The organism is Streptomyces tendae (assembly GCF_014650435.1).
GTDB classification, from domain to species: domain Bacteria; phylum Actinomycetota; class Actinomycetes; order Streptomycetales; family Streptomycetaceae; genus Streptomyces; species Streptomyces tendae.
This window is the reverse complement of record NZ_BMUY01000020.1, coordinates 46,135-65,731: the sequence shown is the minus strand read 5'-3', so window position 1 is coordinate 65,731 and position 19,597 is coordinate 46,135. Positions and strand designations below refer to the sequence as shown.

Sequence of the window (19,597 nt, the reverse complement as noted above, 5' to 3'; positions counted from 1 at the left end):
ACCCCGAGCCGCGCATCGCAGTCCCCGTCTCTTCACAGTGCGGGCATCGTCACAGTCGTGCGGGGAACCCGTGGCTGTGTCAGGGGTGTGCGAGCGGGTGGGGAAGGGTGTGCGATGAACGAACTGATGGCCGCACGAAGCCTCACCACCCGGCCGGTGGTCACGCTCGGCGGCGATGCGGTCGCCCAGGTCAAGGACACCGTATGCGACGCAGCCGCGGCCCGGATCACCGGTTTCACCCTCACGGGACGCGGCCTGCTGTCCGGCCCGCTCAAGGAGGGCCTGCCCTGGTCGGCCGTGCACGCGCTGGGCCACGACGCGGTGATGATCCGGGACCGGCGGGGCCTGGTGGCCGCGGCGGCGATGACGGCCCACCAGCAGCACCTGCGGGCTCGGTTGCTGGGGGCGAGGGTGCTGACCGAGGCGGGGACGGAGATCGGCACGGTGCTGGACGTCGTGGTGGAGGGCGGCACCGGTGGGCGGGTCGTCGGCTTCCGGGTGGCGGCGAGCCGGCGGTTCGTGCCCGGCCACGCCCGTCACCGGCGCCGGGTGTACGTGCCGCGCGGCGGCACGCTCACGGTCACCGGCCGGGCCCTGGTGCTGCCCGAGGACGCGGTCCGGCACGTCGCGGACGACCTGCCCGGCTTCACCGCCCTGGTCGGTGGTGTGCCGGGGTGGTGGAGGGGCTCGCTGTCGTGATGCTGTTCACCGAGGTGCGCGGGCTGCCGGTGGTGCCGCCGGACGGGGCCGGTCCGCTCGGCACCGTGACCTCCCTGAGCGTCGACGTCGTCTCCGGGTGCGTCAGCCACGTCTGGTGGCGCGGCAGCCGGTTCGGCCGGGAGACGGCGCTGCCCTGGGACGCGGTGGGCGCGGTCGGACCGGGCGCCGTCCGGGTGGGTTCCGCGGCCGCCGACGAGTCGGCGCCGCCCCACCACGACCTGCTGGGCCACCGGATCCTCAGCGACACGGGTACCGGGCAGGGCACGGTGCTGGACGTCGCGTTCGACACCCGCACCGCCCGTCTCCTCGCACTCTTCACCACCCGCGGTGAGCTGCCGGCCGACCGCCTGCTGGGCCTCGGCGACTACGCCCTGGTCGTGCGGGCGGCCTGAACGCCGGCCGGTGCGGGCGGGAGCCGGACCGCGCCGTCCGACGCGTACGGCCCTGTCGGCGGGCGGGCCCGGCGGGGGCTGCTTAGCGTGGCCCCGTGAGTCCGCGAACCCCCGCAGAGCCTCCCGTACCCCCCATGCCAGCCGGTCCTCCCCCCTCAACCGCCGGCCGGGCGGTCGCCCGCCACGGCTGGGTGCAGGCCCTGGGCACGGTGCTGGCAGGGCTGGTCGCCATGGGGGCCGTGGCCGCGCTCGGGCTGTGGGCGGCCGGTGCCACGGACCTGCCGGACGACGCCTTCCCACGGGTCGTGGTGGCGACCGTCGTCAGCGCGGTGGGCGGCGCGTTGGAGATGTCGGGCGACGCGGGCGAGCTGGCGGCCACCGACGCGGGGCTGACCGTGATGCCGCTGTCCGTCACCCTGACCGGTGCGCTGGTGATCGCCCGGGGCTTCCTGCGTCCGCTGCGCCACCGGGCCGTGGCCGGCGTCCGGGAACTGGCCGGCTGGGCCGCGCGGATCGCCGTCCTGTGGTTGATCGCCCTCCTCGGGACGTCGTTCGCCGCGCGGCAGACCTTCGAGGTCTCGCTCGGGGAGGGCCTGCTGAACGACCTCGGCGACCTGTTCGGCGTCAGCCCGACGGTCGGTTTCACCACGGACGTGCCGCTCACCGTCCTCTTCGGCCTGCTGTGGCTGGCGGGGGTGCTCGTCCTCGCGCTGCTGGTCTCGCAGCGGGCGCCGCTGCCCGGGCGGCTGCTGCGGCTGCGGACGTCGGTACGGCCGGCCGCGTACGCGATGGTCGCGCTGCTGCTCGCGTACGTGGTCGTCGGCGTCGTCGTGGCCCTGGTCGTCGCCGGGACGCGGGGCAGTCCCGCGGACACCTTCGCGGTACTGCTGCTCGGGCTGCCGAACCTGGCCTGGCCCGCCCTCACGATCGGACTCGGGGCGACCTGGAACGGACGGGTGGAGGGGCCGTTCGGGCTCCCGATGCCGCGGGTGCTCGACGAGGTGCTGCGCACGCCGGACGTCTCGACGGTGAACGTGAGCACGCTCGCCGAACGCGACGGGCGGATGTGGTGGCTGCTGGTCGCCGCGGCGGTCCTGGTCCTGGCGGCCGGATTCCTGATGGCGTCCCGCTCCCCGGCCCGGATGCCGGTCTGGCTGCACGCCGTGCACATGGCCGTCGCCCTGGCCCTCACGGTCCTCATGATCGGCCTCGTCGGCCGGATCTCCGCCCATTACGGGTTGTCGGTACTCGGCATCGGCGACCTGGACGGTGGGCTGTCCGGGCAGTTGTTCCTGCGGCCGCGGCTGTGGGGTGCGGTGGGTCTCGCGCTGCTGTGGGGGCTGGTCGCCGGGTGCCTGGGTGCGCTGCTCGCACGGCGGGTGGGCGGGCGGTCCGGCAGGGTCCGGTCCTGAAGCGGGCCGGTGCGGCGGACCTGGAGGTCGGGCGCGGCCGGTTCAGGCGACGGGGACGACCAGGAGCGGCGCGGCCCGCTGCATGCGCAGCGCGTCCACGGACTCGGCCATCAGCTCGTACTCGGTGGTCTCGTCGCTGGTCGCGACGCGCACCAGGTGCCCCGCGGCCAACTCGTCGGCGACCAGCTCCTGTTGTACGTCGTCGGCGCACCAGGCGCGCAGCATGCGCGGCACGTCGGGCGCGTCGTCGGCGACGGGAGTCAGGGCGCCGCGCGGTAAGTGCGGGGTGTCGGGCTGCGGATCCAGCCGCTCGGCGATCCACGACGCCCGGTCCCGCAGCCACCACAGGGCCAGGGCGAGCGTGGGGGCCCGGTAGGTGCCCAGGGGAACACCGATGCGCCGGCCGTCACAGACACCGTAGGCGGTGACATGGCACAGGAACTCGTCGTGCACTGCTGCCCTCCCCGTCACGCCCGCCTGCCGGTCGGGCGGCGCGTCCGTGCGGCTCGTGTGCTGTGCGTGAGGGCACTGTCGCATGGTGTGAAAGGCCCTAGTGGTGAGTATGTTCACTACTGAACCACTGTCACCATGAATTTCCGGCCAGTCTCCTGGCATATTCGCGGCCGTGGTTGGCCGAAATGCCGCGCCGATGCCGCACCACGGCCGGGCACGAGCGCGGAGCGGGGCGCACACACGTGGATTCCGGAGGCGCGGTACGCCTCCGGAATCGCTGTGCACGCCCCGCCCGGGGACGGGCTCCAGGGCCGGTCCCTAGCCCTGGACGACCTTGTCGATGCGGGCCAGTTCGTCGGCGCCGAAGTCGAGGTTCCCGATGGCCGCGACGCTGTCCTCCAGCTGTCGCGGGCTGCTCGCGCCGACCAGGGCCGAGGTCACCCTGCCCTGCCGCAGCACCCAGGCCAGGGCCAGCTGGGCCAGTGACTGGCCGCGGGACCCGGCGATCTCGTTCAGGGCGCGCAGCTTGCCGACCAGTTCCTCGGTGACCGCGTCGGAGTTGAGGAAGGGGCTGTCGCTCGCTGCCCGCGAGTCCTCCGGGATGCCGTTGAGGTAGCGGCCGGTCAGCAGGCCCTGCTCCAGCGGGGAGTAGGCGATGGAGCCGACCTGCAGTTCGTCGAGGGCGTCCAGCAGTCCGCCGGTCTCGGGGCGGCGGTCGAGCATGGAGTAGCGCGGCTGGTGGATCAGCAGCGGGGTGCCCAGCTCGGCGAGGATACGGGCGGCCTCGCGGGTCTGCTCCGCCGAGTAGTTGGAGACGCCGACGTACAGTGCCTTGCCCTGCTGCACCGCCGTGTGCAGCGCGCCCATCGTCTCCTCCAGCGGAGTCTTCGGGTCGGGGCGGTGCGAGTAGAAGATGTCGACGTACTCCAGGCCCATCCGGGACAGGCTCTGGTCCAGGGACGACAGCAGGTACTTGCGCGAGCCCCACTCGCCGTACGGTCCGGGCCACATCAGGTAGCCCGCCTTGGTGGAGATCACCAGCTCGTCGCGGTACGGCGCGAAGTCGGCCTTCAGGGCCTCCCCGAGCGCGGACTCGGCGGAGCCGGGCGGCGGGCCGTAGTTGTTGGCGAGGTCGAAGTGGGTGACGCCGAGGTCGAAGGCGCGGCGCAGGATGGCGCGCTGGGTCTCGACGGGCCGGTCCGGGCCGAAGTTGTGCCACAGGCCGAGCGAGAGCGCGGGGAGCTTCAGACCGCTGCGTCCGGTGCGCCGGTAGGGCATCTCCGCGTAGCGGTCGGGGTGTGCGGTGTACAACGCGACTCCAGAGGGGTTGGCCCCCGAGGTACGGGGCTTGGGTGGAACCGTCCCCCACTCTCGCGTGACCTGCGTGCAGTGGTCCAACAGAAGAATCCGATGGGATTGCGCGGTTACGCTTCTCAATCATGGAACTGCGTCATCTCCAGCACTTCGTGGCGGTCGCCGAGGACCAGCACTTCACCCGCGCGGCGGAACGGCTGCTGGTGTCCCAGTCCGGCCTGTCGGCGTCGATCCGGGCCCTGGAGCGGGAGCTGCGGGCGCCGCTGTTCGTGCGCACGACCCGCCGGGTGACGCTGACGGAGGCGGGGCGGGCGCTGCTGGGCGAGGCCCAGCGCATCCTGGCCCAGGTGCGGTCGGCGCACGAGGCGGTCGCCGCGGTGCAGGGCGTGCTGCGCGGGACGCTGTCGCTGGGCGCCGAGCAGTGTATCGCCGGGGTGCCGGTGGCCGGGCTGCTGGCGGCGTTCCGGCGACGGCACCCGGACGTGGAGATCCGGCTGCGGCAGGCGGGCTCCGGGGAGCTGGCGGAGGAGGTCGCGGCGGGCCGGCTCGACCTGGCCTTCGCCTACCGCACCCAGGCGGACACGGACCAGCTGCGCTCGGTGTCGCTGGCCGGCGAGCCGATGACGGTGCTGTGCCACCCCGACCACCGGCTCGTGGCGGACGGCGCGGTGCTCACCCCGCACGACCTGGCCGACGAGGTCTTCGTCGACTTCCACCCGGACTGGGGTCCGCGCCGCGTGACCGACGCCGTCTTCGCCGCGGCGGGCGTGCGGCGGACCGTGCCGCTGGAGGTGAACGACGTGCACGGGCTGCTGGACCTGATCGACGAGAACCTCGGCATCGCGGTGGTGCCGCGGCACTTCCGCCACAAGCGCGCCGCTCTGACCTCGCTGCCCCTCAAGGACGCGGGCGGCACCGAGTACGAGACCATCGCGCTGCTCCCGCCCGCGCAGGCCACCAGTCCGGCGGCGCGGGCGCTGATGGGTCTGCTGGAGACAGGAAGCGGGTGAAGGGGAAGCGGGGTGAACGGGGGGCGCGGGCGGGCGGACTGAGCGATGGTGGACGTATGCATGCGAAGGACATCCTCATCGAGGGCTACGGCCGCATCCAGGAAGAAGTCCACGCCGCCGTCGAGGGCCTGGACCCCGACGGCCTGAACGCCCGCCCCGCCGCCGACGCCAACTCCGTGGCCTGGCTGGTCTGGCACCTCACCCGCGTCCAGGACGACCACGTCGCCGACGCCTTCGGGCTCGACCAGGTGTGGCTCACCGGGGAGTGGGAGAAACGCTTCGGCCTGGGGCTGCCCCGCCGCGACACCGGGTACGGCCACAGCCCGGCCCAGGTGGCGAAGGTGCGCGTCGACTCGGGCGACCTGCTGACCGGCTACTACGACGCCGTGCACGAGCAGACGCTCACCGCCCTGCGCTCCCTGGCGGCCAAGGACCTGGAGCGGGTCGTCGACGACAACTGGGACCCGCCGGTCACGCTCGCCGTACGACTGGTCAGCGTCCTGTCCGACGACCTCCAGCACGTCGGACAGGCCGCCTATGTGCGCGGGCTCGTTCAGAGCGCCAAGGCGTAGGCCGGCAGGACCACGTCCTCGATGAGGGCGTTGCGCTCGTCGAAGGGGACGAAGGCGCTCTTCAGGGCGTTCACCGTGACCGTGCGCAGGTCCTCGACGCTCCAGCCCGCCTGCTCGACCAGCAGGGACATCTCGCGGGTCATCGTCGTGCCGGACACGAGGCGGTTGTCGGTGTTGAGGGTGACGCGGAAGCCGAGGTCCTTGAGCGCCGTGATCGGGTGCTCGGCGATCGAGCCGGCGGCGCCGGTCTGGAGGTTCGAGGTCGGGCACATCTCCAGGGCGATCCGGCGGTCGCGCACCCAGGCGGCGAGCCGCCCGAGCTTGCCGGCCGCGAGGTCGGGGATGTCGTCGGTGATGCGCACGCCGTGCCCGATGCGCTGGGCGCCGCACACCTGGAGGGCCTGGTGGATGCTGGGCAGCCCGTGCGCCTCGCCGGCGTGGATGGTGAAGGGCACGTTCTCGCGGCGCAGGTGCTCGAAGGCGTCGAGGTGGTCGGCGGGCGGGAAGCCGTCCTCGGCGCCGGCGATGTCGAAGCCGACGACACCGGCGTCCCGGAAGGCGACCGCGAGGTCGGCGGCCTCGCGGACCCGGTCGAACATCCGCATGCCGCAGAGCAGGGTGCCGACCCGGACGGGTGTCCCGGCGGCGGCCGCCTTGGCCATGCCGGCGGCGAGCCCTTCCTGGACGGTCTCCACGACCTCCCGCATCGACAGCCCGCCCCTGGTGTTCAGCTCGGGGGCGTAGCGGACCTCGCCGTAGACCACGCCGTCGGCGGCGAGGTCCAGGACGTACTCCTCGGCGGTGCGCAGCAGCCCCTCGCGGTTCTGCATCACGGCGAGGGTGTGTTCGAAGGTGGCGATGTAGCGCACCAGGTCACCGGAGTTGGCGGCCTCGTAGTACCAGGCGGCCAGCTCTTCCGGGTCCGTGGTGGGCAGGGTGTGCCCGACGCTCTCGGCCAGCTCCACGACGGTCGCCGGGCGCAGCCCGCCGTCGAGGTGGTCGTGCAGGACAGCCTTGGGGAGGCGGCGGAGAGTTTCGGCGTCTATGCGCGTAGATGGCATGTGCGATGGTTCCTCGGCGGTTCTGGGGGCGGACGATCGGGGGACGGTCAGGGGACGACGGGCTGGAGCAGGTCCCAGCGGTTGCCGTACAGGTCCTGGAAGACGGCGACCGAGCCGTAGGGCTCGCGGCGGGGCTCCTCCAGGAAGGTCACACCCGCCGCGGTCATGCGGGCGTGGTCGCGGGCGAAGTCGTCGGTGTGCAGGAAGAACCCGACGCGCCCGCCCGTCTGGTCGCCGACCCGGGCACGCTGGGCATCCCCCTTGGCGCGGGCCAGCAGCAGGGCGGTGCCGCCGCCCGGCCCGCCGGGCTCGACGACGACCCAGCGGGAGCCGTCGGGCCGGGGCGTGTCCTCGGCGAGGCGGAAGCCGAGGGCCTCGGTGTAGAAGCGGATCGCCTCGTCGTAGTCGTCGACGACGAGGGCGACCAGGGCGATGCGTGTCATCGGCACCTTCCGGGACGGGCGATTGACGGGAGAGGTTATACGTAAAACTCACCGGACGCCAAGTCCCCGCCCCGGGGAACCGGCGCCGTGCGACGCGGGTCAGCCGGTGCGGGCGCCGTCCAGCCGTGCGAGTTCCTCGTCGGTGAGGCGCAACGCGCCCGCGGCGACGTTCTCGGCGAGGTGGTCGGGGTTGCCGGTGCCGGGGATGGCCAGGACGTTCGGGCCCTGGTGCAGGGTCCAGGCGATCCGTACCTGTGCGGGGCTCGCTCCGTGCGCCAGGGCCACGGCGCGCACCTCCTCCTCGTGTGCGGTGCCGGCGCCCCGCGGTCCGGCCTCGCCGGCGATGGCGTAGAACGGCACGAAGGCGACGCCCTGCGCGCGGCACTGGGCCAGGAGCGCGTCGGTGGCGGGGTCGTGGAAGCCGAGGCCGTACCGGTTCTGGACGCTCACCACCGGGGCGATGGCCTGGGCCTCGGCCAGGTGCCGTGGCTCCACGTCGGACAGGGCGAGGTGGCGGACCAGTCCCGCCGCGCGCAGCTCGGCCAGGGCGCCGAAGTGCTCGGCGATCGAGTCCTGGCGCATGCGGCGCAGGTAGACCACGTCGAGGTGGTCGCGGCCGAGCTGGCGCAGGTTCTCCTCGACGTGGCCGCGCAGGTCCTCGGGGCGGGCGGAGGTGCCCCACTCCCCCGACCAGTCGCGGTACGGGCCGACCTTGGTGGCGATGACCAGGTCGTCGGCGTAGGGCGCGAGCGCGCTGTTGATCAGTTCGTTGGCGGAGCGCAGGGAGGAGAAGTAGAAGGCGGCGGTGTCGATGTGGTTGACACCCAGTTCGACGGCCCGGCGCAGTACGGCGAGGGAGCGCTCGCGGTCGCTCGGGTCGCCGAGGTGGAAGGCGGCGCTGCCCGTCAGCCGCATCGCGCCGAAGCCGACGCGGCGGACGGGCAGGTCGCCGAGGTGCCAGGTACCCGCGGACTCCGCGGTGATCGTTTCCGAGGTCATCGGCGGAGTTTCGCACACCCGACAGGGGTCAGCAGTACAGGTTCCCGCCCGGCGAGACGCCGAGGATCTGGCTGAACTGCTGGTACTTGGTGACCCGGCTTTGGACCTGCGCGGGGTTCTTGCCGTCGCACTCCAGCGAGCCGTTGATGGAGCGGATGGTCTGGCCGAAGCCGGCGCCGTTGACGATGGCGTTGTGCGGGGTCATGGTGCCGGGCCCGGACTGGGTGTTCCAGTACCACAGGCCGGTCTTCCAGGCCACGGCCGCCTCGTTCTGCACCAGCCAGGGGTTGCCCAGCAGGTCGATGCCGAGCGCGTCGCCCGCGGCCTTGTAGTTGAAGTTCCAGCTGAGCTGGATCGGTCCGCGCCCGTAGTAGGCGGCCTGGCCGGCCGGGCAGCCGTAGGGCTGGTTCCAGTCGCAGTAGTGCGGGTAGTTGGCGGTGTTCTGCTCGACGATGTGCACGAGGCCGCCGGTCTCGTGACTGACGTTGGCGAGGAAGGCCGCCGCCTCCTGCTTCTTGGTGGTGTCGCTGCCGGTGTTGGCGAAGCCGGGGTAGGCGCTGAGCGCGGCGGTGAGGCCGCTGTAGGTGTAGAAGGAGTTCCGGCCCGGGAACATCTGGTTGAACTGGGCCTCGCTGACCACGAAGTTGCCGACCGGCGTCTGCGAACCGCCGTCACAGGCGTACGGCTCCCAGTACCAGGTGCTGATGAGCGGGTCGTAGCCCGGGTTGGCGTGCTCGGCGATGTACGCCTTGCCGTCGGTGTAGCGGACGACGTCGCCGGTGTTGTAGTTCGCGTCGGCCGACCATGCGGGGTAGCTCGAACACGCGGCGGCGGAAGCCTCGCCTGCGGGCATGAGCAACGGCACTGCGCCGGCGAGGGCGAGAGTGGTCACCAGTGCGGATATGCGGCGCCTCGACACAGGTTGTCTCCTTCTGCGGAGCACGGCCGCTCCCGTACAAGGGCAGGGTGGAGCGGAACCTTGTGCGCACGTGCCGGTCGGACCGGCCACGGCGTGGGGGCGGCCGTGGAGGGGGGTGTGAGGCATACTCAACCGCCTTGGTCTGTACCAGTCAAGGGTGTAGACCAATCCAATCCGCCTGTTCGGCCGAGGAGTTGACCCGCGACCGTGGCGGGTCGCTCAACTCGCCGCGGCCAGCGCGGCCGTCGGCACCGGGACGGCCGGCCGGGCGGTCAGGGCCGCCGCGAACTGGTCGACCACGTGGGCGAGGGCCTCCGCGGCGGCCGGGGCGACGGTGACCGTGCCGTCCTCGTGGGCCGAGATGTCCCGGTCCAGGGTGAACCAGCCCGGCACGACGTGCGCCGCTCCCATGGAGTGGAGCACCGGGCGGAGCGCGTAGTCGATCGCCAGGACGTGGGCGGTGGAGCCCCCGGTGGCGAGCGGCAGCACCGTCTTGCCGGTGAGGGCGTACTGCGGGAGGAGGTCGAGAAGTGCCTTGAGGACACCGGAGTACGACGCCTTGTAGACCGGCGTGGCGACCACGACACCGTCGGCACGCGCGAACAGTTCGGCGGCCCCCGTGATCGCGGGGTGCCCGAAGTCCGCGCCGAGCAGGGCCTCGGCGGGGACGGTGCGGACGTCGAGCGGTATCACCTCGTGGCCCCGCGCCGTCAGACGGTCGTCGAGGTGGCGCAGCAGCCGGTTGGTGCGGGAGGAGGCGGAGGGACTGCCGGAGACGGACAGGACGGTGGCCATGGGTCCTCTTTTCGGTGCTTCGAGCGGAGCGGCGAGCGCGGCGGCAGGACCGGCGCGGCCCCCCTGCGGGAGTACGCCGACCGGGGCGAGGGAGGGCAGTTGAGGGCGGCGGGCCCCACCGGACCGCGGGTGCGGCCCGGTTCAGGCGGTGCGGGGGTTACGCGCAGGGCGGCGCCGGGCCGGCGCGGCCGGGACGCGGCAGGGCGGGGCGGGGCGGGCGGCGGACCGGCGGGATCAGGCCGCGGCGCGACAGGAGGCGCTGGAGACGCGCGCGAGGTCGACGTGGCGTCGCCGCGGGAGATCCGGTCGCGTGGTCATGTCGACGATCGTGGCAGCGCCGGTCGAGGACGGTCAAGGAGAACCGGAACCGGTCTCACGTCCCGGCCCCGGAATTCACACGGGCGTGACAATGCGGACCATCGGGATCCCGGCCCGCCCACCCCTACACATAAGGGCGAAATAAGAGCAGAATGCCCTTATGCGGCGCTACCGCACACCGCACCAGAAGCGGTCGGCCCTGCAAGTCAAAGGAGACGACTCATGGCCAACGTCTCGCACTCCCGAGGTGACATCACCAGCCACCCGGACGCCCCGGAAATGCAGGCGCGCTACGCGCGCGTGCTCGGTGGTCGCGACGTGGCACTCGTGGACGGGCCGGTGTTCCTGCTCGGCCTCTACTGTGCCGTGTCCCCGTGGATACTCCACTTCACCACCAGCCAGCCCTCACTCGTGGCCCACAACCTGATCGTGGGCATCGCCATCGGTCTGCTGGCCCTCGGATTCACCCGCGCCCCGGAGCGCATGTACGGCCTCAGCTGGGCCATGTGCGCGATCGGAGTCTGGATGATCATCTCGCCCTGGATCGTCGGCACGAGCCCGGACGCCGGTGTCATCTGGAACAACATCGTCATCGGCGCCCTGGCCCTTGTTCTGGGCATGGTCTGCGCCGGTACGGCGGCGCGGAGCGCACCACGCAGGCCCTAGACACACCGGAAGGAAACGGCACGGGCCGGCCTCGCACCCGCGGGCCGGCCCGTCGCCCGTGCCGCCGCCCGATCGGCGGACTGCACCCGCCCGCAGCGGGCAGACGCACTACAGCGGAGGTCCTGCAAAAGGGGTGGAGATGGAGATCGACGGCATTATCAGCGCCATCGTCATCGGTGTGGTGATCGGCGTGCTGGGCCGGCTGGTCGTTCCGGGCCGGCAGCGCATCGGCGTCCTGTGGACGATCCTCGTCGGCATCGTGGCCGCGCTCGTCGGATCGTGGATCGCGTCGGCGTTCGACGTGGCCGACACCGACGGGGTCGACTGGGTCGAGTGGCTCATCCAGATCGGCCTGGCCGCGGTCGGCGTGGCCGCGCTGGACCGGTCCCGGTCACGTCCGGGCCGTTGAGGGCCTGACCGTCACCGGCTGCGGAGCCACGCCTCGTACCAGGTGACGGTCGCGTCCACGGTGTCCGCGAGCGGCGTCGGAGTCACCTCGAAGAACCGCTCGAAGGCCCCGGAGTCCATGATCTGCGGCTCCGTGTGCTGGTAGAACATCTCCTCGTACTCGGCCATCATCTGCTCGTCGAAGGGGCCGAAGGGGCGGGGCCGCTCCAGCACGACGACGTTCAGCGGCCTGCCCACCCGCTTCTCGATCATCGCGTGGATCTCGCGCGTGCTGACGGCCGGCGCGGTCGGCAGGTGCCACACGCGGCCGTCGCCCTCGGGACGCTCGCCGAGGGTCGCGAGACCGGCCGCCACGTCCTCGATGCCCGTGTAGCTGTGCGGCAGGTCGATGTCGCCCATCGCCACGACGTCACCACCGGTGAGCGCGCCGGGGAAGGCCGCTGCACCCAGGGACGAGTTGAGGACGCCCGGTCCGACGAAGTCGGCACTGCGGCCGAGGACCACACGGGCCCGGCCGGACCGGTGGGCGGCGAGGTAGCGCTCGTCCAGCTCGGCGCGCATCCGCCCCTTGCGGCTGGTCGCGTTCCAGGGGCTGTCCTCGGTCATCACCGCTCCCCCGGTCTCGCCGTACGGGTAGAGCGTGTCGAGCACCACCAGCCGGGCGCCGCTCGCCTCGACGGCGGCCAGGACGGCCTCCTGGACCCGGGGCATCACGTCGACCTGGAGGTGATAGGCGACGTTGACGCAGTGGTACACGACGGCGGCGTCCCGTATGGCGGCGCGCGCGCCGTCGGCCGTGCTCACGTCGGCGGCGACGCGCTCGACGCCCTCGATCGCGGGACCGGCGGCACCGCGGTCCACCAGGCGGACGGGGTGTCCCCGACGCACCAGCTCACGGGCGAGCGCGGTGCCGGCGGGGCCGGATCCCAGGACGACGTGCGGGGTGGGCTGCTGCGGAGTGGCGGTGGACATGGTGCTCCTCTTGACTCGGGTCGCTATCAGCGCTCGCTTTCGTTAGAGACTATAACTCTCGCGATTACCGCTAGCAAGATGGTTCGAGCCGGGGAGCCTAGGGTGGGCGGAAAGGATCACGTCACGAGGAGGGCGGTGCGCCATGGTCGTCAAGGACAACGAACTGCCACACCTGCGCCGTTGTGTGGAGTTGGCGGCCGCGGCGCTGGAGGCCGGCGACGAGCCGTTCGGATCGGTGCTGGTGGGCGGGGACGGCAGGGTGCTGGCCGAGGACCACAACCGGGTGGCCTCCGGCGACCGGACCCGCCACCCGGAGTTCGAGCTCGCGCGCTGGTCCGCCGCCCGGCTGACCCCCGAGGAACGGGCCGCGGCCACGGTGTACACGTCGGGCGAGCACTGCCCCATGTGCTCCGCCGCCCACGCGTGGGTGGGCCTGGGGCGCATCGTGTACGTCGCCTCGTCGGAGCAACTGGGCTCCTGGCTGGCGGAGTTGGGCGTCCCGGCAGCGCCGGTGCGGCCGCTCCCGGTGCAGGAGGTGGCGCCCGGCGTGACCGTGGAGGGCCCGGTGCCGCAACTCACGGAGGAGATCCACGCGTTGCACCGGCGTTTCCACACGGGACGCGGCTGAGCCGGGGCGCCGGCCGGGGTGGCGGGCGGGTGCCCCGGCCGCGGTCAGCCCTCGGAGCCGGGACGGAAGCGCCGGTAGAGGGCCGCTCCGCCCAGCACGAGTGCGGCGCCACCGGCGAGCGCGGACACCGTGTGGTCCGCGCCTGTGTGGGCGAGAGACACCTCTTCCCGGGGAGCGGCGGTGTGCGGGGACGGTTCGGGCCCGGCGCGCTCCTCCTCGGGGGCGGACGGCTCCGGCTCCGCCGGGGGCCGTGCGGGCTCGGGGTGGTCGCCGGAGTCGTTGGTCGACTCGTTGCCGACGGCCGGGTTGCCGATGCCGACCACGTTGACGCTGTTGCCGCTGACGTTCACCGGCAGGTGCACCGGCAACTGCACCCCGTTGCCGGAGAGCACGCCGGGCGAATCCTTTCCGCTGCCCTCGGCGACCGCACCGCCGGACGTCTCCCCGGACGAGCCGCCGGACGCAGCGCCCGAGGCGCCCGAGTCCTGCTTCGACGCCCCTGTGTGCGAGGCCCCCGTGTGGGGCGCCCCCGCCCCACCGGTGTTGGCGCAGCTGTTGCCCGCGGCCGGGTTGAGGAGCCCCGCCACGTTCACGGCGTTGCCGCACACGTCGACCGGCACGTCCACCGGGAGCTGGACGGTGTTGCCGGAGATCAGCCCGGGCGAACCGGCCGCCGATCCGTCGCCGCCGGCACCGTCGGACGCGAACGCCGCGCACGCCGGCATCGTCACGGCCAGCGCGCCCGAGGCGGCGACGGCGAGCACACCGTTTCGGGTAACCCTTCTCATGAGTTCCCTGCCTTCCAGACATGGTCGCGGGCACTCGCCCGCACCGGTTAAAACGCGGGCGCACCATCCGAGTTATGGCTTATCGGCCTTTCACCCCATCGAGTGGACGGTTCATCGAACAAGCGGTGCGCCGTCCGGTGCGCCGTCCGGTGCGCCGTCGCCCGGAGGCGCCGGTCGGGAAGCCCGCTTATGGTGAGCGAGGGCGCCGACCCCCGGTCCGCGACGGTGCGCCCGGGAGGCATCGATGCAGGCCAAGCTGGAGACTCGGCCCTCGGTCCGGCGCCGCGCGGTCGGCGGAGCACTCGGACTGGCCCTGCTGGGAGCGGGACTGCCCGCGGCGAACGCCGCGACCACCACCGCCACGACCGCCACCACGCGGGACGCCGGACCCGGCATGTCCCGGTTCTACGACCAGAAGGTCAAGTGGTCGGCGTGCGAGGGCACGGACATGCCGAAGGACCTGCAGTGCGGCAAGGTCACCGTCCCCCTCGACTACGCGCGGCCCGAGGGGCGAACCCTCGACGTGGCCCTGGCCCGGTACCGGGCGACCGGTGACTCGCGGGGCTCGGTCCTGCTGAACTTCGGCGGCCCCGGAGGTTCCGGCGTCAATGAACTCGCCGTGGGCGGCAAGGAGTTCATGCACCTCACCAACGGCTACGACGTGGTGACCTTCGACCCCCGCGGCGTCGGCCGCTCCTCCCCGGTGTCCTGCGGACCGGCCACCCTGAAGATCATGGAGGCGACGGACGGGGACGGGGGGCTGACCGACCCGGACGACGTCCTGAAGCGGCTGCGGGACGCGGCGGCCGAGTGCGCCAAGTACTCAGGACCCGTGCTGCCCCACATAGGCACGGTCGACGCCGCCCGCGACATGGAGGTGATGCGCCGGGCACTCGGCGACGACCGGCTCAACTACCTGGGCTTCTCCTACGGGACCCGGCTCGGGGCGGTGTACGCGGCCCGGTTCCCCGACAAGGTCGGCCGGATGGTCCTGGACGGGGTGGACACGCTGACGGAACCGCTGACCGAGCAGGGGCTGGCCGGGGCACGGGGGCAGCAGACCGCGCTGGAGAACTTCCTCGACTGGTGCGTAGAGGACATCGCCTGCCCGCTCGGCCGGGACGCCCGCGACGCCCGTGACCAGGTCGAGCGCCTGGTCGCCTCGCTCCACTCCGACCCGGTGCCGTCGGCCTTCGGCGAGCCCTTCACCGGGCAGGACATGGTCGGCGCGATCGGTCAGGCGCTGTACAGCCGGGAGCTGTGGCCCTCGCTGGAGCGGGCGCTCGCGCAGTTGCTCGAGGACGGCGACACCCGCGGCCTGGAGGGCTTCTCGTCGGGCGGCGTCACCTTCCCGGTGCGCGGGGACAAGGGTGCGGGCGACAAGGGTGCGGGCCTCACCGACGAGGAGGACGTCCCCATGGACAACCTCCCGGCCGCCCTGATGGCGATCAACTGCGCGGACGACCCGGACCGCCCCTCCGCGGCCCAGGTCACCGCGTCCCTCGGCCGGCTGCGCGCACGCTACGAGGAGGCGTCGCCGGTCTTCGGCCGGTACCGGCTCACCCAGGTGCTGATGTGCTACGGCCGCCCCAAGGGCACGGACTACATCCGGGACGACGTGAAGGACCTGGACACGGCGAGGATGCTGCTGGTCGGCACCCGCGGCGACCCGGCCACGCCGTACCGCTGGACGACCGAGACGGCCGACCGGCTCGGCCCCTCCGCCGTGGTCCTGGACAACCGCGGCGAAGGGCACACCGGCTACGCGTCCTCCGAGTGCGTGCACCGCAAGGTCGACGACTTCCTGCTGTACGGCTCCCTGCCGCCCGACGGCAGCTCCTGCGGCCCCGAGTCCGCCGGCACCGGGTCCGACTGAGCAGCGTTCTGCTCCGAATGCCCGACATGCCCGGTTGGCCTATCGTGCTGACATGGAGCACGATCTGAGTCCCGCCACCCTCGCCGAACTGCGGCGCCCCCGCCCGTACCCGGCCGTGTCCGTCCTGACGCCGACGCACCGCCGCGAGCCGGACAACGCCCAGGACCGCGTCCGGCTGCGCAACGCGGTCGCCGCGGCCAAGAAGCAGCTGGAGGACGATCCGGCGGTCAGCCGCGACCGCCGCACGGAGGTGTCCCGCGAGCTCGACCGGGCGCTGGCCGAGATCGACCTGACGTACGCCGAGGACGGTCTGGCGATCTTCGCCGCTCCCGGGGAGCACCAGGTCTGGACCCTGAGCCGTTCCGTACCCGAGCGCGTGGTCCTCTCGGACACCTTCCTGACCCGCAACCTCGTCGCCGCCCAGGCCGCCGAGCGGCCGTTCTGGGTGCTGTCGGTCGCCGCCGACCGCGTCAAGCTGTGGAGCGGCGGCGCGGACCGGGTCGTGGAGGAACACCTCGGCGGCTTCCCGCTGGACCGGCCCGCGGAGGACTTCGACCCCGAGCGCCAGGAACGGATCGGTGACGCGCCGAGCACCTTCCGGGACGAGGGCACCCGCAGGTTCCTGCGCGACGCCGACACCGCGATGGGCAGGGTGCTGCGCGCGCACCCGCGACCGCTGTACATCACCGGCCCCGAGCCCGCGCTGTCCCTGTTCGAGGAGGCGGGCGCCCTCGCCGCGGACGCGGTGCTGGTCCCGCACGGCGGGCTCGCGCACGGCAGCGCCGAGGCGGTGTGGCAGGCGGTGCGGCCCGTGCTCGAGAACGAGGCACGCGGGTCGGTCGAGGCGGTGGCCAGGGAGCTGGACGCGGCCCGCGGCCGCAAGGACTTCGCGGCCGGGGTGGACGAGCTGTGGGAGAGCGCCCACACGGGCCGCGTCCGGCTGCTGGCCGTCGAGGAGAACTTCAAGGTGACGATGCGCGACGACGGCGAGCACCTGCTCCCGGCGGCCGACGGCGACCTCGACGCCCGCGAGGACATCGTGGACGAGATCGTCGAGCAGTGCCTGGAGACCGGCGCCGACGTCCGCTTCGTGCCGGACGGCGCGCTCCGGGACGCGGACGGCATCGCGGGGGTGCTCCGGTACTGACGCCCGCCGCCGCACCCGGAGACAGCGCTTCAGTCCCGTGACCCTTGACGCGCGTGAAAGCCTGTTCGCCGTACACGTACCCGCCGCACGCGGGTGCGCGGCGGACGGCGAAGGAGCGGGCGCAGCGTGAGTGAACTTCTGGGTGTGGCGGTCCTGGGTGCGGGACACATGGGCGCCGACCACATACGACGCCTCGACCGTGTGGTGAGCGGCGCCCGGGTCGCCGCGGTGGCGGATCCCGACGCCGAGCGGGCCAAGGAGGCCGTGGGCGGGATCGGCGGGGTCACGGTGCACACGGACGTCGAGGCCGCCCTGGACGCGCCGGGTGTCGAGGCCGTCCTGATCGCCTCGCCCGGCGAGGCGCACGAGGGGGCCCTGCTGGCCGCCTTCGCGCGGGGACTCCCGGTGCTGTGCGAGAAGCCCATGGTGCCGGACGCCGCGGGTGCGCTGCGGGTGGTGGAGGCGGAGGCACGACTCGGCCGGAGGCTGGCGCAGATCGGGTTCATGCGGCGGTACGACGCCGAGTACCAGCGGCTGAAGTCACTGCTGGACGGCGGACGCCTCGGCCGGCCCCTGATGCTGCACTGTGTGCACCGCAATGTCTCCTCTCCGCCGCACTTCACCTCGGCGATGCTGGTCAACAGCTCCGTCTCGCACGAGATCGACGCGGCCCGCTGGCTGCTCGGCCAGGAGCTGAGCGCGGTGACCGTGCTGCGGCCGCGGCCGTCGGCCGGTGCGCCCGAGGGCCTGCTGGATCCGCAGTTCGTGCTCTTCGAGACCGAGGGCGGCGCCGTGGTGGACGTGGAGGTCTTCGTCAACTGCGGCTTCGGCTACGAGGTGCGCTGCGAGGCCGTCTGCGAGGCGGGCAGCGCCCGGATCGGCGCGGCGCACACCATGGTGGTGACGGCCGCGGGCGACGCGCGGGAGGAGGTCCCGCAGGACTACCTCGTACGGTTCGCGGACGCCTACGACCGCGAGGTGCAGAGCTGGGTGGACGCCACCCGCAGGGGCGGCGTCACCGGGCCGGGCACCTGGGACGGGTACGCGGCCGCCGCGGTCGCCGAGGCCGGGGTACGGGCGCTGGAGACGGGCGCACGCACGCCCGTCGAACTGGCGCCCCGTCCGTCCCTCCACGACCCGGCGTAGAACAGGATTCCGACGAACACCAGAGCGACGACGCCCCGGCTCCCGATCCCAGCCAAGTCCCGTAGCCCGCCTACGACTTGCCACGATCCCCAGGTGCATCGAAAGCGTACCCGAGTCGCTCCGGGAAGACTGTGGCATATGCCAGAAGCACCACCGTATCGTGTGTTGCCGAATCCCTTACGGGGCATCGCGGGCTGTGCAACAGTCGTAACGGTCCTTCCGTCAGCCTCGGTTCCGTCTTGGTCGTACCGTCAGCACATCGGAGTGCGTCATGCCGTCCCATCTCTCCGCGGACCACCCGGCCGCCCAGCCACCGGGACCCGGCTCGGTCGAGGCGCTCATATCGCAGACCCGGCGGCTGCGTGGCGACGTGGACGCGGTACGGCGCGACAGCCAGGACGACGCGACGGACCCCCGGGGACGCTGGCAGCGCGCCCTGTACGACCTGGCGCTGCACCAACTCACCGACCTCGACGCGCACTTGGCGCAGCTACGGGACGGCCCCGCTCCCGCGCCCCGCGCCGGTTCGCTGCTCAGCCGGGTCGGCAGCGCGGAGTGGAACCTGCTGACGGACGAGGCGGAGTGGTCCGGGGAACTGTTCCGCATCCTGGGCCGTGACCCCACCTCCGTCCCGCTCAGCCTCGACGAACTCCCGTCCCTGGTACTCACCGAGGACCGCTCGAAGCTGACCGCGATGGTCACGGACTGCCTCGTCGACGCCCGGCCCATCGACGGCGAGTTCCGCGTGGTGCGCCCGGACGGAACCGTACGGACCGTGCACATGATGGGCGAGCCCGTCCTCGACGCCGACGGCAGTACCGCCTCGATGTGGGCGGTACTGCGGGACGTCAGCGAACTGCGGCGCAGTCAACGGGCGGTGAGCGAGACCAGGGACTCCCTGCGGCACCCCCCGCCGCCGCCCTGGCACGGTCTGCTGCGGTTCCCCGAGGAGGGGCGGCCCGGTCTGGATTTGGCCGCCGCACACCTGCCTTCGCCGTCCGTGACGGGACTGCGGCCGGGGCACGGCGGGTGGTACGACGCGTGTCCGCTCGGCACCGACGGCGAAACCCTGCTCACCGTCGGCGACTTCGGCCGCCCGGAGTGCGAGGGGCAGGGCCCGACGGTGCTGATCGGCGCCGTGCGCGGTCTGGCGCTGGCCGGCACCCGGCCCGAGCGGCTCCGGGAGAGACTCGCCGAACTGCTCCGGGACACCGCCCTGCCGCCGGTGCGCGGCGCCGTCCACTGCGGCTACCGGCCGGACACCCGTGCCCTGACGTGGGCGCACGACGCCTGCCCCGCTCCGCTGCTCTTCCGCGGCGGAACGGGGCACGAGTTGTCCGGGCAGGCCGAGACGACCCTGGAGGCGGGCGACCTGCTGCTCCTGCACACCGGGGCACTCGAACCGGCGGCCGTGGAGCACCTCCTCTCGCTGGCCCCCCGACTGACCGGGGCGCACTCCGCACAGGACGGCGTACGGATCGTCACGGGGGAACTCGGTGAGTTTCCGGGCCGTGCGGACGGCTGCCTGCTGCTCGCCCGGGTGACGCGGTGAGACCTG

22 protein-coding genes are annotated in these 19,597 nt (G+C 72.9%); 12 read left to right on the top strand and 10 right to left on the bottom strand.

The window, feature by feature from the left end:
* Window positions 1-114 precede the first annotated feature (114 nt).
* The 3 genes from IE258_RS36540 to IE258_RS36530 all read left to right on the top strand — a co-directional run bounded on the left by IE258_RS36540 (window position 115) and on the right by IE258_RS36530 (window position 2,524).
* Window positions 115-699 (top strand): PRC-barrel domain-containing protein, encoded by a 585-nt coding sequence (locus tag IE258_RS36540; protein ID WP_189750132.1) that lies wholly within the window; start codon window positions 115-117, stop codon window positions 697-699.
* Window positions 696-1,112 (top strand): hypothetical protein, encoded by a 417-nt coding sequence (locus IE258_RS36535; RefSeq protein WP_189750131.1) that lies wholly within the window; start codon window positions 696-698, stop codon window positions 1,110-1,112. The genes IE258_RS36540 and IE258_RS36535 overlap by 4 nt, the downstream gene beginning before the upstream one ends.
* Window positions 1,113-1,246: 134 nt before the next feature.
* Window positions 1,247-2,524, top strand: coding sequence for a streptophobe family protein (locus IE258_RS36530; RefSeq protein ID WP_189750130.1), 1,278 nt, complete (start codon window positions 1,247-1,249; stop codon window positions 2,522-2,524).
* Window positions 2,525-2,566: 42 nt separating this feature from the next.
* Here IE258_RS36530 and IE258_RS36525 read toward each other — a convergent pair whose 3' ends face one another.
* Together IE258_RS36525 and mgrA are read right to left on the bottom strand one after the other, a co-directional pair.
* A complete protein-coding gene (locus IE258_RS36525; protein ID WP_076973003.1) occupies window positions 2,567-2,977 on the bottom strand; it encodes a hypothetical protein in 411 nt (136 codons plus the stop codon).
* 318 nt (window positions 2,978-3,295) lie between these two features.
* Window positions 3,296-4,288, bottom strand: a complete 993-nt coding sequence (mgrA, locus tag IE258_RS36520) for an L-glyceraldehyde 3-phosphate reductase (protein ID WP_189750129.1) — start codon at window positions 4,286-4,288, stop codon at window positions 3,296-3,298.
* 128 nt (window positions 4,289-4,416) lie between these two features.
* Here mgrA and IE258_RS36515 point away from each other — a divergent pair, with 128 nt between their 5' ends.
* Together IE258_RS36515 and IE258_RS36510 are read left to right on the top strand one after the other, a co-directional pair.
* The gene (locus IE258_RS36515; protein WP_189750128.1) at window positions 4,417-5,301 is read left to right on the top strand and encodes a LysR family transcriptional regulator; all 885 of its coding nucleotides are present in this window, start codon (window positions 4,417-4,419) and stop codon (window positions 5,299-5,301) included.
* A gap of 56 nt (window positions 5,302-5,357) precedes the next feature.
* A complete protein-coding gene (locus IE258_RS36510) occupies window positions 5,358-5,873 on the top strand; it encodes a mycothiol transferase (RefSeq protein WP_189750127.1) in 516 nt (171 codons plus the stop codon).
* Here the strand turns inward: IE258_RS36510 and IE258_RS36505 are convergent.
* From IE258_RS36505 to IE258_RS42130, 6 genes are all read right to left on the bottom strand, one after another.
* The gene (locus tag IE258_RS36505; RefSeq protein WP_189750126.1) at window positions 5,855-6,934 is read right to left on the bottom strand and encodes an adenosine deaminase; all 1,080 of its coding nucleotides are present in this window, start codon (window positions 6,932-6,934) and stop codon (window positions 5,855-5,857) included. The genes IE258_RS36510 and IE258_RS36505 overlap by 19 nt on opposite strands.
* Window positions 6,935-6,981: 47 nt before the next feature.
* Window positions 6,982-7,377, bottom strand: a complete 396-nt coding sequence (locus IE258_RS36500) for a VOC family protein (protein ID WP_189750125.1) — start codon at window positions 7,375-7,377, stop codon at window positions 6,982-6,984.
* A 99-nt stretch (window positions 7,378-7,476) separates the two neighbouring features.
* Window positions 7,477-8,376, bottom strand: coding sequence for an aldo/keto reductase (locus tag IE258_RS36495; protein ID WP_189750124.1), 900 nt, complete (start codon window positions 8,374-8,376; stop codon window positions 7,477-7,479).
* A 28-nt stretch (window positions 8,377-8,404) separates the two neighbouring features.
* Window positions 8,405-9,295, bottom strand: coding sequence for a glycoside hydrolase family 19 protein (locus IE258_RS36490; RefSeq protein WP_189750123.1), 891 nt, complete (start codon window positions 9,293-9,295; stop codon window positions 8,405-8,407).
* Window positions 9,296-9,514: 219 nt separating this feature from the next.
* Window positions 9,515-10,090: an NADPH-dependent FMN reductase gene (ssuE, locus tag IE258_RS36485; protein WP_189750122.1), complete on the bottom strand. Its 576-nt coding sequence runs from the start codon at window positions 10,088-10,090 to the stop codon at window positions 9,515-9,517.
* 234 nt (window positions 10,091-10,324) lie between these two features.
* Complete coding sequence (locus IE258_RS42130; protein ID WP_373309975.1) at window positions 10,325-10,408, bottom strand: putative leader peptide; 84 nt, start codon at window positions 10,406-10,408, stop codon at window positions 10,325-10,327.
* Between the two features lie 222 nt (window positions 10,409-10,630).
* Between IE258_RS42130 and IE258_RS36480 the strand changes: the two genes are divergently transcribed.
* A complete protein-coding gene (locus IE258_RS36480) occupies window positions 10,631-11,074 on the top strand; it encodes an SPW repeat protein (RefSeq protein WP_052837273.1) in 444 nt (147 codons plus the stop codon).
* 139 nt (window positions 11,075-11,213) lie between these two features.
* Window positions 11,214-11,483, top strand: coding sequence for a GlsB/YeaQ/YmgE family stress response membrane protein (locus IE258_RS36475; RefSeq protein ID WP_030182495.1), 270 nt, complete (start codon window positions 11,214-11,216; stop codon window positions 11,481-11,483).
* 11 nt (window positions 11,484-11,494) lie between these two features.
* Here IE258_RS36475 and IE258_RS36470 read toward each other — a convergent pair whose 3' ends face one another.
* Window positions 11,495-12,454 (bottom strand): SDR family oxidoreductase, encoded by a 960-nt coding sequence (locus tag IE258_RS36470; RefSeq protein ID WP_189750121.1) that lies wholly within the window; start codon window positions 12,452-12,454, stop codon window positions 11,495-11,497.
* A 142-nt stretch (window positions 12,455-12,596) separates the two neighbouring features.
* On the opposite strand from IE258_RS36470, the gene IE258_RS36465 reads away from it, so the two are divergent.
* Window positions 12,597-13,082: a nucleoside deaminase gene (locus IE258_RS36465; protein ID WP_189750120.1), complete on the top strand. Its 486-nt coding sequence runs from the start codon at window positions 12,597-12,599 to the stop codon at window positions 13,080-13,082.
* A gap of 44 nt (window positions 13,083-13,126) precedes the next feature.
* On the opposite strand, the gene IE258_RS36460 is transcribed toward IE258_RS36465, so the two are convergent.
* Window positions 13,127-13,870, bottom strand: coding sequence for a chaplin (locus IE258_RS36460; protein WP_189750119.1), 744 nt, complete (start codon window positions 13,868-13,870; stop codon window positions 13,127-13,129).
* Window positions 13,871-14,114: 244 nt separating this feature from the next.
* On the opposite strand from IE258_RS36460, the gene IE258_RS36455 reads away from it, so the two are divergent.
* The 4 genes from IE258_RS36455 to IE258_RS36440 all read left to right on the top strand — a co-directional run bounded on the left by IE258_RS36455 (window position 14,115) and on the right by IE258_RS36440 (window position 19,591).
* Window positions 14,115-15,746, top strand: coding sequence for an alpha/beta hydrolase (locus IE258_RS36455; RefSeq protein ID WP_189750118.1), 1,632 nt, complete (start codon window positions 14,115-14,117; stop codon window positions 15,744-15,746).
* A 52-nt stretch (window positions 15,747-15,798) separates the two neighbouring features.
* A complete protein-coding gene (locus tag IE258_RS36450; protein ID WP_159326372.1) occupies window positions 15,799-16,893 on the top strand; it encodes a baeRF3 domain-containing protein in 1,095 nt (364 codons plus the stop codon).
* Between the two features lie 126 nt (window positions 16,894-17,019).
* A complete protein-coding gene (locus IE258_RS36445; protein WP_189750117.1) occupies window positions 17,020-18,039 on the top strand; it encodes a Gfo/Idh/MocA family protein in 1,020 nt (339 codons plus the stop codon).
* Window positions 18,040-18,310: 271 nt separating this feature from the next.
* Window positions 18,311-19,591 (top strand): PAS domain-containing protein, encoded by a 1,281-nt coding sequence (locus IE258_RS36440; RefSeq protein WP_189750116.1) that lies wholly within the window; start codon window positions 18,311-18,313, stop codon window positions 19,589-19,591.
* The last annotated feature ends 6 nt before the right edge of the window (window positions 19,592-19,597 follow it).

Coding starts and splice junctions, on each gene's coding strand:
- IE258_RS36540 (WP_189750132.1), top strand. CDS start 115: ATGAACGAACTGATGGCCGCACGAAGCCTCACCACCCGGCCGGTGGTC.
- IE258_RS36530 (WP_189750130.1), top strand. CDS start 1,247: ATGCCAGCCGGTCCTCCCCCCTCAACCGCCGGCCGGGCGGTCGCCCGC.
- IE258_RS36515 (WP_189750128.1), top strand. CDS start 4,417: ATGGAACTGCGTCATCTCCAGCACTTCGTGGCGGTCGCCGAGGACCAG.
- IE258_RS36510 (WP_189750127.1), top strand. CDS start 5,358: ATGCATGCGAAGGACATCCTCATCGAGGGCTACGGCCGCATCCAGGAA.
- IE258_RS36505 (WP_189750126.1), bottom strand. CDS start 6,934: ATGCCATCTACGCGCATAGACGCCGAAACTCTCCGCCGCCTCCCCAAG.
- IE258_RS36500 (WP_189750125.1), bottom strand. CDS start 7,377: ATGACACGCATCGCCCTGGTCGCCCTCGTCGTCGACGACTACGACGAG.
- IE258_RS36495 (WP_189750124.1), bottom strand. CDS start 8,376: ATGACCTCGGAAACGATCACCGCGGAGTCCGCGGGTACCTGGCACCTC.
- ssuE (WP_189750122.1), bottom strand. CDS start 10,090: ATGGCCACCGTCCTGTCCGTCTCCGGCAGTCCCTCCGCCTCCTCCCGC.
- IE258_RS42130 (WP_373309975.1), bottom strand. CDS start 10,408: ATGACCACGCGACCGGATCTCCCGCGGCGACGCCACGTCGACCTCGCG.
- IE258_RS36480 (WP_052837273.1), top strand. CDS start 10,631: ATGGCCAACGTCTCGCACTCCCGAGGTGACATCACCAGCCACCCGGAC.
- IE258_RS36475 (WP_030182495.1), top strand. CDS start 11,214: ATGGAGATCGACGGCATTATCAGCGCCATCGTCATCGGTGTGGTGATC.
- IE258_RS36470 (WP_189750121.1), bottom strand. CDS start 12,454: ATGTCCACCGCCACTCCGCAGCAGCCCACCCCGCACGTCGTCCTGGGA.
- IE258_RS36465 (WP_189750120.1), top strand. CDS start 12,597: ATGGTCGTCAAGGACAACGAACTGCCACACCTGCGCCGTTGTGTGGAG.
- IE258_RS36460 (WP_189750119.1), bottom strand. CDS start 13,870: ATGAGAAGGGTTACCCGAAACGGTGTGCTCGCCGTCGCCGCCTCGGGC.
- IE258_RS36455 (WP_189750118.1), top strand. CDS start 14,115: ATGCAGGCCAAGCTGGAGACTCGGCCCTCGGTCCGGCGCCGCGCGGTC.
- IE258_RS36450 (WP_159326372.1), top strand. CDS start 15,799: ATGGAGCACGATCTGAGTCCCGCCACCCTCGCCGAACTGCGGCGCCCC.
- IE258_RS36440 (WP_189750116.1), top strand. CDS start 18,311: ATGCCGTCCCATCTCTCCGCGGACCACCCGGCCGCCCAGCCACCGGGA.